We start from the raw sequence: 14,637 nt of genomic DNA on the forward strand, positions 1-14,637 counted from the left end.
AGCGTATTGTGTTTAAGATACTCATCTGTTCAATAATCATCTGAATCCGCAAGGCCCATTTGCGCAAACATCACCTTTGTGCACGAGTCAGAAATCCTGAAACCTACATTCGGGCCATGCAGACACCACTCATCATCCCCGAATTGGCATCTGAACAGGACCGCAGGATTCTCGTGGCATAAGGCGTGTAGTGATAACGATCCGTTCAGGCTCGCTTTTGGTTTCCCGGTCAAGTTGCTTGAGCAATAACTGCGCTGCTACAGTACCGACAATATTCAGATCCCAGTTCAGTGCCGTAATGGATGGAGTAAACAATTGTGATAAATCGGTATCACCAATGCTGATCACACTTGTCTCATGAGGGACCTGGTGTCCGCAATGACGCAATGCCTGAAGTACTCCGGCGAGAATGCGCGTCCCTAGACAAAGAAATGCGGTCGGCCGGTCTTTACCCGAGAGTAGTGATAGCGCGTCACTGAATGCGAACTCCATGGATGATTTTGCTGACCGGATCAGTTGTGATGCCGGCTCAAGCCCTCGTTCATTAAAGGCGTCAGAGAAACCGGCAATACGTTCGCGACCTGGCCTCAGATCGCTGCCCGGCGTCATCAAGGCAATATTTCTATGTCCCAAATCCAACAGGTAACGAGTCGCCTCGAGTGCGCCGTTATAGTGATCGACATGGACACCCGTGGCCGAGTCGCCAAAATCCCGGTCAAGCGCCACTACGGGCATGTCGGACATGAGCCTGTTAATGACATCCATGGATTCGGTCTGGCACGGTCCCAGTATCAGGCCGTCTACGCGACGCGCCCGAAACAAATCAATGAGTGCTTTTTCCCTTTTTGTTTCGTTATGCGTGCTTGCCACCAAAAGAGAATAGCCCGCTGCCTGAAAGGCTGTCTCGGCTGCAGTAATCATGGCTGCATATAGTGGATTGGCCAAGTCAGAAACCAAAATACCTACTACACGGGTAGAACGAGTACGCATGCTGCGAGCAACAGCATCGGGTTCATAGCCAAGTTTGCGTGCCGCTTTCTCTACCGCAATAATTGCCTTTTCGCTGACCCGCCCGCTTCGATTGATAGCTCTGGAGGCGGTACCCAGCGAAACGTCGGCTTCCTTGGCAACTTCACGAATAGTGACGCGGGCTTTCATCAAAACAACCTTTATTGAAGTAAACGTGTAGTGGCAGGGATCTGAAACAGGACATCAATAACGACGCAATATCATTATTGCCAGATACGCAACTGATCGCTTATGTTGTGACAGCCAACACTTACCGAGACGTTTCACATTAAGCGAAGATGGCAAGCATGATTTTAATGGCTTTTTACATCAATTGTGAAATTGCAGGATTCGAAGTTTAAAGTAGACGTTTATCTGACCGCGATTTTCGATTTTGATGCGTTCAATCTCGTTTACGACAAGTGGATAGATCCGGCCTGTCCGCCAGCCCGGGTTTGCTCGGAAGCGCGACTGGCAGACTCACGAATAAAGGTGGAAATCGCAGCGATTGCATTGGCATAAACTGCGTGGCTGACGTCCCCAGCAAAAAAGCGAACGCATTGTGCTCAGGGCTCAGGACCCAGGCCAATGTCCGCCCAGCAACTGCGTAGCTTCCGAGGCAGCAATAAGAGCCTGTTTGGTCATTTTGCTAATTGCCTTGTTCGTGAAACGCTCTTTCGGGCCCGACAGTGATATGGCGCCGACAATCTGATTGCCCGGGCCAAACACAGCGACAGCGACTGCAGCACAATTTGAATCGCGTTCGCCCAAAGATACTGCAGTGACATTGGACAGCTTTGGTGCCAGGCCGGTACTGCGAAACCGCGTAATCAGCTTGCCGGCCGCGCCACGGTCCAGCGGGAGCAAGTCGCCCGCATCAATACGATCCAGCGTCGAATGATGAGAGTCGATTCGCAAAAGACAAAGCCGGGCACTGCTGCTGTCATACACATGGAAAGACGCACTCTCTGTGTCTTGCGCGACCAGCTCGGCCAAAATAGGCCGGAGAACTTCGACCAAATGATGGGTAGCCTCGTATGCCCGGCCCAATTGATAAGCATAAGGGCCAAGCACATAACTGCCATCGGCACGCCTGGCAATAAGCGAGGCTTTTTCAAGTGATGCGATCAGGCGCAATAACGTGCTTTTGTATAAACCGGTACTGCGCGCAAGGTCTGCCAGAGCCATAGGCGTTGCTTGAGTAGACATCGCCTGCAAGATAGCGATGGCGCGATCGACGGCAGCAACTCCGTTTTCTGATGATTGATTGGCATCCATAATCTGTCTAACCGTATACCCCAATGATGAGTACAGTATTATGCCATAACAGAACGACCCGACGCCATGCCGCGATCGGCGACGCTATCTGTCTCATTTCATTGGAAATAATCAGTTCTTTTCCAGCACAAGGCTGATGGCTGGCGCATATTTGTCGCCATGGCCCTGCGCGATCGCAGCATCGAAACTGGCAATCACATTCCTGGCGCCACTTGCGTCGACGTTCACTGAGTCTGCCAGGGCAACCGCATATTGCAGATCCTTGCGCGCGTATGTCACCGGGAAGGCGCGTTCAGGGAATACTTGTGGCACGATGGACTTCATGCCGTGATTGCGTAAAGCGAAACTATCGGCAGAGCCTGTAGACATGGCCTTAAATAGCGTCTCGGGATCTACACCGGCGCGAGCACCGATAGCCCGGGCTTCGGCAAGTGCCTGCACCGTTTCATACAGCACCATGTTGTTCAGGATCTTGATGACCTGTCCCGCCCCAACGTCACCACCATAGGTAATATCGGTTGCAAACATGTCGAGTAACGGCCGGATACGCTCAAACAGTGCACTGTCGGCGCCGACGGGCACTGCCAGCGATCCTGCCTCGGCGGCAGCTCGCGTGCGCATCACAGGCGCATCGGCAAAGTGGATTTTTCGTTTTGCAAACTTGTCTGCCAACTCACGTGTCAGCGGTACTGGCGAAGTGCTCAGATCAACCACCGCTTGGTCAGGGCGGCACAAACTGAGCAATCCGCTACCGGCCTGGCCTTCGACCACGTCGCGAACGATCTCACCTGACGGCAATGACATGAAAATAATATCCGCAGAAGCAGCAATATCTGCTACCGATGCTTTGCGCACGCCAAATTGGGCAAGCCGTTCCAATGGTGCTTCATCACGGTCGTTCGCCAGCACGGGACGGCCCGACTTTTGCGCCAGATGGCGGCAAATCGGCTCTCCCATCACGCCGACTCCAATGAAGCCAATGGTTTTGAATGTAGACATGGTGTTCCTTCTTTATTGCAATTGTCAATGTTTTTGGATGGCGTTCAGGGCAAATTGCGCGGATCCATGCTCCAATAGATTCCCTTGCTCTGCTGATAGATACGTACGCCGTTTATACCTTTTTCGCGGCCGATACCGCTATTTTTGAATCCGCCGAAAAGCGTTGAAATCGAGAGCTGCTTGTAAGTATTGATCCACACCAGCCCGGTTTCCAATGCACGAGCCACCTGCCAGGCACGTTGGTAGTTGGACGTCCATATACCGGATGCCAGGCCATACATGCTGTCATTCGCTTGCCTGATCAAGTCCTCTTCATCTTCAAACGGCAGAACACACAGCACAGGCCCGAAGATTTCTTCACGCACACATGTGTTCTGATTGTTCAGTCCGGTAATGATCGTAGGCAGATAGAAAGCCCCTTGCGTTAGCTCAGGCTGCTCGGGGCGCTTGCCACCCAGAACTATATGACCTCGTTCTTGTCGCGCACTATCTACCATTTGTTCGATGCGCTCCCGGTGAGCAAAGGTGGCCAACGGACCCATTTCAACGCTTTCGTCTTCTGGAAAACCAACCTTGATGCGTTTAGTCCGTTCAATGAGTATTTCCAGCAGCTTGTCATATACCCCACGCTGAACGAACAGGCGCGAGCCTGCTACGCAGGATTGCCCGCTACCTTCAAAAATACCGCCGACAACACCCTCGACCGCAGCCTCCAGATTCGCGTCATCAAATACGATATGCGGCGACTTACCACCTAATTCCAGGGCAACAGGGATAATCCGATCAGCAGCGACCATGCCGATGGCACGCCCGCTGGCGGTACCCCCGGTAAACGACACCATACGTACACCGGGATGTTCGACCAGCGCCTTGCCCGTGATTGCCCCATGCCCGGTCAGTACGTTCAGAATGCCAGGCGGCAGGCCGGCAGCCAGACCCAGCTCACCCAGCAGTAAAGCGGCAGAAGGTGTCACTTCGGATGGTTTCAGAATAACTGCGTTACCTGCTGCCAGAGCAGGCGCCACTTTTTGCGCCTCCATCGTCAGCGGCGAATTCCAGGGCGTAATTGCAGCCACGACACCATAAGGTTCGTAAGTGACCATGGAGAGATAGTTGCCACGCGAGGGCGTCACTTCGGCGCCGAGCGTTTCGCATACCCCGGCATAATAACGAAACGTGGCCGCTGCACTTGTGGCCTGGTTCTTGCATTCGGTCCAGACTTTGCCGTTCTCCAGCATCTGCAAACGCGCAAAATCCTCAGCTCGTTCAGTGATCAGAGCGGCCAGTCGATTAAGAATTTGCGCTCTTACGTGCGGCAGCATATCGCGCCAGGAAGGCTGCTGGACGGCAACTTTGGCAGTATGCACAGCCAGGTCAACGTCCGCTTTATTTGCCGTTGACAACCGGTAGTTCACCTGGCCTGTAGCAGGATTGATAGATTCAAAAGAATCCTGTTCATGGGAAACCCATTGACCATTTATCAGAAAGGCTTTGAGGGTTAAATCCGTCTGCTGTGCCATCAACTCACTCCATTGTTTTAAAAACGTTCCGTTTAACAGAACGATCATTCTATTTTATTATCGTATCAGAGATACGTGCTTGTCAAGGATCAGCGATCAACTTCATCCTTTATTCATTACTTGCAAATAGTTTATCTACTCTTCATAATGATAAAACAGAACACTAGTTCTATTTTATCATTATGATGTTTGCACATTTAAAACGCAACCGTAATTAACCAGGTTCGTGTTGACATAAACATAGGAGAGACAGGATGAACTTTAAAACCTTACTAATTGCCACCAGCCTATCGATTTTGGCCATATCCCCTGCTTCATATGCGAGCGACTATCCCAATAAACCAATTGAAATGGTTATTCCCTATGCCGCAGGTGGAGCGACAGATGTTATTGCTCGCATGGTCATAAGTAAATTGCCCGAAGATCTTGGACAACCGGTGGTTGCGGTGAACCGACCTGGCGCAGGAACAACCCTGGCGGCCAGCAGTGTTGCCCGCGCTCCTGCGGATGGCTACACCCTTTATACAACTACTGCAGCTCACACCATTAGCGCAAGCTTATATAGCAAGCTGAGCTATGATCCTATAAAGGATTTCGCGCCTATCCATTTAATTGCCAGGATTCCTATCGTGCTTGTAACGAGCCCCAATTACAAAGTACAGTCTCTGGACGAGTACATCAGTAACGCAAAAAATAGCAAGAACGGGATTACGGTAGGTTCGCCTGGCAATGGTTCGCCGCAGCATCTGGCGCAAGCGATGTTTCAGAACAAGACCGGGGCCAACTTCGTACACGTGCCTTATCGCGGCGATGCTCCCCTTATTACCGATATGCTCGCAGGGCAAGTACAATCGGCTTTCATCACCTTATCTGCCGCACTGCCGCAAATTCAGTCCGGTAAACTACATGCAATCGCCATTGCCAACCCGACACGGATTGACGCCATCAAGGATGTGCCCACGATGGCTGAAGCCGGGTTAAAGGATTTCAATGCTGCAACCTGGTTCGGTATATTCGGTCCAGCCGGCATGGATGCCGATATCCAGAAGAAACTGCATGCCGCATCTGCCAAGGTTGCCTCCGATGCCACCTTCGCGAAGCGCATAGAAGACATGGGAGGCCAGATGATGGACTTAAGCGCCGAGCAATTCGGAGACTATGTAGTGTCGGAAGCCGACCAATGGGCCCAGGCCGTGAAGATCTCTGGCGCCCGCGTCGATTGAAGCCTGCTTGTTTTATTGACCAGCAAACAATGCGCCATGCCAGTTGAAATAGTGACAATAGCAAATGAAATTTTTGTGACTTTGGCTACTGGTTGGCTGCTTCATTTGACGTATGTCGATATATAGCCCGAACCGGGACCATGAGGACAATTCCTGACGTTTATGTCAGCGAAATTGTGCCATGCAAGGATGACACAAATCGACGTCTGGCTCTATACCGATCGTTTCTCTACGAATTGTCTTCTAAATCTTGAATAACGGCCAGCGTGCGGGGCATGATAGTGTCCCCGTGCGCTTTGATTCAACAGTTCGCAATGCGATCCATAGCGCTTACAGCGTAACAACATCTTTGGCCAATTGCAGCGGCGCCGCTGTTAAAGACTGCAAGTTCTCAAAAGTTAACCCTTGAACCATTGCAGACACCAGCAATCCATCGTTGGTGATATCTATAATGGCCAAATCTGTATATATCCTGTCTACAACCGACTTACCTGTTAACGGGTAATTGCAGTCGTGCACTATCTTCGGTTCGCCTTCTCGCGTTACATGCTCCATGGTTACATACACTTTCTTTGCACCCACTACTAAATCCATGGCTCCGCCAACTGCAGGAATAGCATCGGCGCGTCCTGTGTCCCAGTTGGCAAGGTCTCCAAGGGCAGAAACCTGAAAGGCGCCTAATACCGTCAAGTCGATATGGCCTCCACGCATCATCGCGAAGGAGGTTGCGTGGTCTGTGATCGACGAGCCCGGAATAATCGTAACGGGCTCCTTGCTGGCGTTGATCAAATCCAAATCCAGCGGCGCATCACTATCTCCCGGCCCCATCCCTACGATGCCGTTTTCCGTGTGCAGAATGACCTCTCTGTCATCTGGCAGATATTGGGCTATCAGGGTAGGAATACCGATGCCCAGGTTAACGTAACAGCCGTCGGGTATATCAGCGGCAACCAATCTGGCGATGTCAGCGCGCGATAATTTCTTATACATGATGATCTCTCTTGACTTCGATAATCCGCTTAACGAATATTCCCGGCGTTACTATTTGTTCTGGCGGAAGTTCTCCCAAGGGAAGAATACTGTCTACCTGTGCAATAGTAGTTGTTGCCGCCATGGCCATGATGGGGCCAAAATTGCGACCGGCATAGCGATAGGTCAAGTTCCCCCAACGATCGCCATATTGGGCCTTAATGAACGCAAAATCGCCTTTCAGCGGGTGTTCCAGCACATAACCTACACCATCTTCCACCCGGACTTCCTTGCCCTCTGCCAGGGCGGTGCCATACGACGTCGGTGTATAAAAAGGCCCCAATCCGGATCCTGCTGCGCGCATTCGCTCGGCCATCGTGCCTTGAGGGACACATTCAAGCGCGATACGCTTTGCACGATAGGCATCCGCGAATGCGCTGGCATTAGGCTGCAGTTTGTTGGATGAACGTGCGAATGAACATATCATTTTACTCACTCGTTCAGCCTCGATTAACTGACTTAGACCTATTGGACCATTGCCCGCATTATTGTTCACGATAGTCAGGTCCCGTGCACCTTGATCCAGGAGCGCGCAAATAAGCTCCGTCGGAACACCCGAAGCGCCAAAGCCGCCAATAAGTATGGTCGCGCCATCGTGCACATCTGCCACTGCTGTTTCCAGGTCGGCGAAGGTTTTGTTAAGCATTTTTGTCCCTGATTGATGGGGTGTCGTATCGACCTGTATGGTGGTCAAGGCCGCACGCTCCCCAGGATAGCCGTCGATTGACTTGACAATGTTCCTCCATTGCCGTGAACAAGTGCAATGCTGGCCGATGGAATCTGACGCTCCCCGCCTTCGCCGCGAAGCTGACGCACCGCTTCGATAAGCGTAAAGATGCCATACATACCGGGATGAACACAAGAAAGCCCACCACCATTGGTATTAACCGGAGTATGACCGCCCGGCGCTATGCCGCCATTCTCAATAAAATTGCCCCCTTCTCCTTTGGCACAAAAGCCCAGGTCTTCCAGAAACAGAAGCACATTGATCGTAAAGGCGTCATAAAGCTGGATCAAATCTATGTCTTTGTGATCAACACCCGCCATTTGCATTGCGCGAGGCCCTGATTCCGAAGCAGCCGTCACCGCAAGATCATGCATGGAAGAAACCTGTCGATTCCATACCGCGGTAGCGCTACCGAGCACATACACGGGTTTAACAGGAAGATCGCGAGCCCGGTCTGCCGCCATTAGCACGTAGGCCCCGGCGCCATCAGTGACCAGACAACAATCCCTGACGGACAATGGGTCAGAGATCATGCGTGCCGCCAGGACCTCGTCAATGCTCATTGGGTCGCGCATAAACGCTTCTGGATTGAGCTGAGCCCATTTTCTGGCGGCAACAGCCACTTCCGCCAACTGACGCCTGGTTGTTCCGTATTGGTACATATGTCGCTGAGCAGCAAGCGCGTATGAGGTAATGGGAGACAGTGGTTTGTACGGCTGCTCGTAAGGCTGAGGGTCCAGCAGTGCCCGTGCTTTTACCCCTTCTTTGCGACCGAAGGTTGCTGTGCGCTGTGTGCTTCCATAACATACCAGTACTGCGTTACATTGCCCGGAGGCAATGGCCTGCATCGCAGGCAGAAGATGTGCCAGGAAGCTGGATCCGCCTAACATGGTGCTTTCGATGAATTTCGGGCGAATCCCCAGGTATTCAATAGTGGGCATTACCCACATGGTTGCAGAGGAACTGCAAGTTGCAATTCCATCTATGTCGGACATAGTGAGACCGGCATTGGCGACCGCTTTGGTTGCTGCCTGGGCCAACAACTCCATTTCCGTATAACCATGTGCCTCGCCCAGACCGGCTACGCCTACCCCTGCAATAGCTACCTTGCCACGTATGGAATCAAGCATGGGTGGCCTCCACAGCATCAAACACAACGACACCGGCACCATCGCGGTGCACTATCCGGGCCTGCACTTTCTGTCCTATATGAATATCTGTTGCAACACGGTTGTCAATCGAACTCATAAGCCTTACCCCCTCTTCCAGATCAATCAGGACAACGTTGTAATCACCACCTGCTTCAGGCTTGCGCCGCACGATGCTGTATGAATATACGGTCCCTGTACCTGAGGGCTTGTTCCAGATTAATTCGCTTCCACCACAATGAACACACAGGATTCTCGGATAGAATTGGTGTTTGCCGCAGCCGGCGCATTGCTGTATTTCAAATATTCCCTGTTCAAGCCGTTCGAAGTAGTAGGCTTCGGGGCCTTTGTTCTCAAACGCCATAGTTGCTCCTTATTGAATCTGCTCGTTGTCTGCCATACCTTCCGGTATGTGACTTACAGATCTGAAAATTTTCCACCGTTTTGTGCCAGCTGCGTCAGCAATGGCGCGGGCGACCAGTAATCGCCGAATCGTTCGTGAAACTCTTTAATGGTCTCAAGCACTGTCGGCAAGCCGATAGTATCCGCATAGAACATGGGCCCACCGCGAAAAATCGGGAAGCCATATCCAGCGACATAGACCACATCGATGTCAGAAGGCCGCTGCGCTATCTGGTCCTGCACAATTTTCGCGCCTTCATTGACCAGGGCGTAGATGGTGCGTGCGATAATCTCCTGATCTGAAATATCGCGCCGAATGATGCCCGCTTCCTGTGCGCAGCGTGCAATCAACAAATCAATTTCGGGATCAGGCAAGGGCTTGCGACTACCCGGTTCGTAACGATAGAATCCTGAACCTGTTTTCTGGCCAAATCGTCCCATCTCGCAGATCCGGTCCGCAACGCAGGAGTAACGAAGATCAGGGGAACGGGTTCCAGCCTGACGTTTCCTTGCCGCCCAGCTGATGTCCAGCCCCGCCATGTCCTGCATCTGCAGAGGTCCCATCGCCATACCGAAACTGCGTAATGCACCGTCAATTTGAGCAGGGCTGGCTCCTTCCTCCAAAAGAAAATAGGCTTCACGCGTGTAATGGCTGATCATGCGATTGCCGACGAAGCCGTCGCAAACCCCCACAAGCACGGGCGTTTTGTCTATCTTTCCCGCCAATTCGAATACGGCATCGATGACCTGGTTGGAAGTATGAGCACCTTTGACAACCTCCAGCAATCTCATGACATTTGCAGGACTGAAAAAGTGCATGCCCAGGATTTTGTCTCTACGAGAAGTCACCGCGGCAATTTCGTCAATATCCAGTCTGGAGGTATTCGATGCCAGAATCGCGTCCGACTGGCATACCGAATCCAAACGAGTGAAAATTTCCTTTTTCACCGCCATATCCTCGAACGCCGCTTCGATAATCAGGTCTGAGTCTGACAGATCTTCATACCTTGTTGTCCGCCCAATCAACTGTAGCCGTTGCTGCACCTGACTCTCGGTGAAACGACCTCGTTTGACATTGCCTGCAAAATTGTGCTGGATCGTCTCCCAACCTTTCTTGATGGCAGCATCAGACTGCTCGAGCAACATAACCGGAATGCCGGCATTGGCCAGACTCATTGCGATGCCGCCACCCATGGTGCCAGCACCCACAACACCGACCTTGCGAATGGTAAGGGAAGGCTCGCCCATGGCAACTCGCTTGACCGCTTTCCTTTCAGCAAAAAAGATATGCCGCAACGCTTTGGATTGCTCACCATTGACGAGCCGGGCGAACTGCTCTGCCTCATAGGCCAGCCCCGATGAAAGATCCGCGGAAAGGCACTTTGCGACGCATTCTATACATGCCAAGGGCGCCGTGCACCCGCGATACTTTCGCTGTGCCTTTTGCCTGGCGTTATCAAAGATCGCTTCATCCACAGGCTCGTCAAGCGGCGCTGGGTCAATACGCGATCGAGCGCGCGTTCCCTGTACAATCGAGACAGCATAGGCGCACGCATCATCCTGTAGATTGCCCGTCGCTACCTGGTCGACCAGGCCACAGGCCTGCGCCTGATCGGCTGTCAATGGCTCCCCGCCCACAATGATATCCAAAGCCGCGGACACACCGACCAGCCGCGGCAGTCTCTGTGTCCCGCCCGCGCCGGGCAGCACCCCCAGTTTGACCTCCGGTAGGCCCAATTTTGCCTCTTTCGAAACAACGCGTCCATGACACCCCAGGGTCAGCTCCAAGCCGCCGCCCAAAGCGATGCCATTGATGGCTGCTACAACAGGCTTGGCTGCATTTTCGATGATTGAAATAATCTCTCTGAGTACAGGCCGCACTCCCGTCTTTGGCGTATTGAATTCGCGGATATCAGCACCACCAGAAAAAAATCGTCCTGTGCCGGTTAATACAATTGCCTGGACCAATGGATCAGCTATCGTTGACGTCAGTGCTTCACCTAGTTGCACTCTTAACTGACTGCCCAGGCTATTGACCGGCGGATTGTCAATGCTTATGACGGCAACAGCGGTGTCCTCGAAATGTCGTATTTCAGTTGTAATCATAGTCATTCTTCGATTTCTGCCAAAGCCTGTGCTTCGTCAACCTCGTCTCCCGTAGCTGCCAACACTCTGATCACCGTGCCGGAATGCTCCGCTTCGACAGGAAGTTCCATCTTCATCGATTCAATGATTGCTATTTCGTCTCCCTCCGTTACGCTTTGCCCGACTTGCAGTTGAAGGCTGATTATTCGACCTGCTACTGACGATTCCAGATATTTCATATTAGTTTCCTCGACATTAGTGATTGCTGATAGGCCTTACCAACTGCCCTATCTAGCTTGTAATTGTGGTTTGTTGAATTTGCCTCAGCATATCCGTAGATACCTGACCTCGCCTGAAGCCGTGATGTGAGAGGACATTTTGTATAAATGGGATATTATGTTTTACGCCTTCTATTCTGAAGTCCTCCAGCGCGGCAATTAAGTTGTCTATTGCAGCATCTCGATCATTGCCCCATGCAATGACCTTGGCCAACATGGGATCGTAGTGACTGGATACCCGAGTTCCGCTGCGGTATCCAGTTTCGACCCGTACCTGCGTATGCACGGGCGGCTCAAAGACTGTCAGAAGACCAGGCGACGGAAAAAATCGTATCGGATCCTCGGCATACACGCGAGCTTCAATGGCGTGCCCTTTCAGAACAGGTTGTTCAGGCAGTACATCTTTTAGCCTGGCCCCCGCTGCAAGCCGTATTTGTGCATGGACCAAATCGATCCCTGTAACCGCCTCAGTTACCGCATGTTCGACCTGTAGACGCGTATTTACCTCCAGGAATACAAAGCCCGACTGCGGTGTGTACAGCATTTCAACCGTACCGATCACATCATATTGGAGCGTGGAAAGTATCGTCTCCAGTCTGCTCGCCATCGCGTCGATGGTGCTTCGCGCCAGTGCTGGCGCCGGTGCTTCCTCTATTACTTTCTGATGGCGTCTTTGCGTTGAGCAGTCTCTTTCAAATATGCAACGGGCATTTCCGTAGCGATCGGCCAGGAATTGGAACTCGATGTGCCGCGGCGTTTCAATGAGCTGCTCCACAAACAGATCAGCCTGAGAAAAGAATCGCTGTGCCAGGGTGCTCGCTTGCTGCCACGATTTTTCAACGTCTTGCTCACGACGGATTGGGATCATACCGATTCCGCCACCCCCGCCCGCTGGCTTGAGCAATACGGGATAGCCAATATCCTTAATGGCAACAAGAGCCGCCTCCAGTGACGGCAAGACGCCGGAACTGCGAGCCATGGGCATGCCATGCCGGCTCATCAGCGCTCTGGCCTGAGACTTGTGGCCAAGCTCTCGAATAAATTTCGGACTTGGCCCGATGAATATCATGCCTTCTGCTTGTACTTGCTCCGCAAAATCGGCGTTTTCTGACAAGAAGCCGTAACCAGGGTGAATAGCATCCGCACCACTGCGTTTGGCGACATCCAAAATTGCCTTTGTATTCAGGTAACTTTCCTGTGCAGCAGCCGGTCCGATCAAGTGTGCCTCGTCTGCGTCTTTCCAGTAAGGCAGGTCGCGGTCTGCCTCTGAATAGACCGCCACCGATTTTATGCCCAGTTCACGCAGGGCACGTATGACTCGTTGCGCCACGGCTGCTCTGTTGGCCACTAGTACCTTGCGCAAATGCTGTTCGCTCATCAGTGCTTACCTCAAGGACGATAGCCAAACGATCTGGGACCGGGCTTCAATATTGGTGCCACGACATCCACAAACTCTTCCAGCAATGCGCGGGTGTTAATCGGATCGACCACGTTTTCAATAACAAATGCCTCTGCACTTCGGAATGGCGAAGTCAGTGCTCGTACACGCTCTTCTATTTCAATCAATTTCTCTTCGGGCTTATCGGCGGCTTCCAGTTCGCTTTTGTAAGCGACCTCTAATCCGCCCTCGACAGGCAGCGAACCCCATTGCGCTGATGGCCAGGCATACCTGAAATTGAAACGTCCGTCGCTCTGATGGCCGCCGGCTGCAACGCCAAACGCTTTGCGCACGATAAAGGTACACCAAGGTACGGTCGATTGTGCAACCGCCGTTAAAGCGCGTACTCCGTAGCGCATGGCGCCTTCTTTCTCGGCAGCCAACCCAATCTGAAAACCGGGCACATCAACAAAGTTAACGACGGGCAAATGAAATAATTCAGCCAGGTCAAGCATGCGCACGAATTTCTCGGAAGCTTGTTTGTCCCAGGCGCCGCCATAGTAATATGGGTCGCTGGCGATTATCACTATAGGCAACCCTTTAATCCGCGCTAAACCTGTGATTAATGGGCGTCCCCAGCGTGCTCCGATTTCCATGAACGACGCTTCGTCTACCAAAGCATTTACAATGGGCCGCATTTTGTACACGGAACGGTTATCTTGAGGAACAACCGAACGGAGCCACTCGAAGTCCTCTGAGGCGGGAGGTATTTCTTCGGTGCGTGGTGGCAGTTCAAATACGGAACGCGGCATATAGGAAAGAAAACGGCGTGTTTTTTCAAACGCCTCTTCTTCGCTGTTCACTTCATCATCACAGACGCCATTACGGGTGTGAATGGCACTGCCGCCCAGTTCGTTTTTTTCCAGTTTCTGGCCGATTCTGGCGACCACGGGCGGCCCGGCAATGAACATTTGTGAGGTATTTTTCACCATAATCGAATAATGGCTTGTTGTTACCCTTGCGGCGCCTAAGCCGGCTACCGAACCCAGAGCCATTGAAACGACAGGAACTGTTGCCAGGTTCTGCGCCATCGCGGGCCACATACGTAGCTTTGGCAGTAATGCATGACCCTTATCTTCAATATTCTTTACCGAACCGCCGCCTCCAGTGCCGTCTACCAGGCGAATCAGAGGCAGTTGAAGATCTCGCGCCATAGTCTCTGACGCCATAAGCTTGTCACCTACAGATCCATCGTTTGCACCACCGCGCACGGTGAAATCATCTGCGGCCAACACCACGGGTCGGGAATCTATACGCGCTCTACCCGTTAAAAAATTTGACGGTACAAACCCAATGAGACGGCCATGTGAGTCGTATCGTCCTGTACCGGCCAAGTGCCCTACCTCCTGGAACGAGCCAGCATCAACCAGTTTTTTAATCCGCTCTCTGACAGGCAATCTACCGTTGGCTCTATGCCTGGCGACTTTATCTTCGCCCCCCATTTGCTCTGACAGCCTTGTTCTGAGCGCCAGTTCATCCAGCTCTTTATCCCAAACCATATA

General features: G+C 52.2%; 14 protein-coding genes. 2 read left to right on the forward strand and 12 right to left on the reverse strand.

All coding sequences use genetic code 11. The features are described 5' to 3' along the window. Positions 1–132 precede the first annotated feature (132 nt). A complete protein-coding gene (locus ACTIKR_RS07785) occupies positions 133–1,158 on the reverse strand; it encodes a LacI family DNA-binding transcriptional regulator (RefSeq protein ID WP_442327551.1) in 1,026 nt (341 codons plus the stop codon). 186 nt (positions 1,159–1,344) lie between these two features. Between ACTIKR_RS07785 and ACTIKR_RS07790 the strand changes: the two genes are divergently transcribed. Beyond that, a complete protein-coding gene (locus ACTIKR_RS07790; RefSeq protein WP_442327552.1) occupies positions 1,345–1,530 on the forward strand; it encodes a Rid family hydrolase in 186 nt (61 codons plus the stop codon). Positions 1,531–1,581: 51 nt separating this feature from the next. On the opposite strand, the gene ACTIKR_RS07795 is transcribed toward ACTIKR_RS07790, so the two are convergent. From ACTIKR_RS07795 to ACTIKR_RS07805, 3 genes are all read right to left on the reverse strand, one after another. Further along, positions 1,582–2,286 (reverse strand): IclR family transcriptional regulator, encoded by a 705-nt coding sequence (locus tag ACTIKR_RS07795; RefSeq protein WP_442327553.1) that lies wholly within the window; start codon positions 2,284–2,286, stop codon positions 1,582–1,584. A gap of 111 nt (positions 2,287–2,397) precedes the next feature. After that, positions 2,398–3,285, reverse strand: coding sequence for an NAD(P)-dependent oxidoreductase (locus tag ACTIKR_RS07800; RefSeq protein WP_442327554.1), 888 nt, complete (start codon positions 3,283–3,285; stop codon positions 2,398–2,400). A 44-nt stretch (positions 3,286–3,329) separates the two neighbouring features. Beyond that, positions 3,330–4,805, reverse strand: a complete 1,476-nt coding sequence (locus tag ACTIKR_RS07805; protein WP_442327555.1) for an aldehyde dehydrogenase — start codon at positions 4,803–4,805, stop codon at positions 3,330–3,332. Positions 4,806–5,059: 254 nt separating this feature from the next. Between ACTIKR_RS07805 and ACTIKR_RS07810 the strand changes: the two genes are divergently transcribed. Then, positions 5,060–6,028, forward strand: a complete 969-nt coding sequence (locus ACTIKR_RS07810; protein WP_442327556.1) for a Bug family tripartite tricarboxylate transporter substrate binding protein — start codon at positions 5,060–5,062, stop codon at positions 6,026–6,028. A gap of 330 nt (positions 6,029–6,358) precedes the next feature. Here ACTIKR_RS07810 and ACTIKR_RS07815 read toward each other — a convergent pair whose 3' ends face one another. Genes ACTIKR_RS07815 through ACTIKR_RS07850 form a run of 8 tightly spaced genes read right to left on the reverse strand, consistent with a single transcriptional unit; the run spans position 6,359 to position 14,634 of the window. Then, positions 6,359–7,018, reverse strand: coding sequence for a 3-oxoacid CoA-transferase subunit B (locus ACTIKR_RS07815; RefSeq protein WP_226816628.1), 660 nt, complete (start codon positions 7,016–7,018; stop codon positions 6,359–6,361). After that, positions 7,011–7,703, reverse strand: coding sequence for a 3-oxoacid CoA-transferase subunit A (locus ACTIKR_RS07820; RefSeq protein WP_442327557.1), 693 nt, complete (start codon positions 7,701–7,703; stop codon positions 7,011–7,013). Before ACTIKR_RS07820 ends, ACTIKR_RS07815 begins: the two co-directional genes overlap by 8 nt. Before the next feature lie 44 nt (positions 7,704–7,747). Then, positions 7,748–8,914, reverse strand: a complete 1,167-nt coding sequence (locus ACTIKR_RS07825) for a thiolase (protein ID WP_442327558.1) — start codon at positions 8,912–8,914, stop codon at positions 7,748–7,750. Continuing rightward, the gene (locus ACTIKR_RS07830; RefSeq protein ID WP_193087984.1) at positions 8,907–9,296 is read right to left on the reverse strand and encodes a Zn-ribbon domain-containing OB-fold protein; all 390 of its coding nucleotides are present in this window, start codon (positions 9,294–9,296) and stop codon (positions 8,907–8,909) included. The genes ACTIKR_RS07825 and ACTIKR_RS07830 overlap by 8 nt, the downstream gene beginning before the upstream one ends. Positions 9,297–9,349: 53 nt before the next feature. Further along, positions 9,350–11,440 carry a 3-hydroxyacyl-CoA dehydrogenase NAD-binding domain-containing protein gene (locus ACTIKR_RS07835; RefSeq protein ID WP_442327559.1) on the reverse strand — a complete coding sequence of 697 codons (2,091 nt, stop codon included), beginning with the start codon at positions 11,438–11,440 and terminating at the stop codon, positions 9,350–9,352. A gap of 2 nt (positions 11,441–11,442) precedes the next feature. Then, positions 11,443–11,658: an acetyl-CoA carboxylase biotin carboxyl carrier protein subunit gene (locus ACTIKR_RS07840; protein WP_442327560.1), complete on the reverse strand. Its 216-nt coding sequence runs from the start codon at positions 11,656–11,658 to the stop codon at positions 11,443–11,445. Between the two features lie 52 nt (positions 11,659–11,710). Continuing rightward, on the reverse strand, positions 11,711–13,075 hold the full coding sequence (locus tag ACTIKR_RS07845; protein ID WP_442327561.1) for an acetyl-CoA carboxylase biotin carboxylase subunit: 1,365 nt from the start codon (positions 13,073–13,075) through the stop codon (positions 11,711–11,713). A gap of 11 nt (positions 13,076–13,086) precedes the next feature. Further along, on the reverse strand, positions 13,087–14,634 hold the full coding sequence (locus ACTIKR_RS07850; protein WP_193087980.1) for an acyl-CoA carboxylase subunit beta: 1,548 nt from the start codon (positions 14,632–14,634) through the stop codon (positions 13,087–13,089). Positions 14,635–14,637 lie beyond the last annotated feature (3 nt).

Origin of the sequence: Advenella sp. (assembly GCF_052108595.1) — a bacterium.
Lineage (GTDB): Bacteria > Pseudomonadota > Gammaproteobacteria > Burkholderiales > Burkholderiaceae_B > Advenella.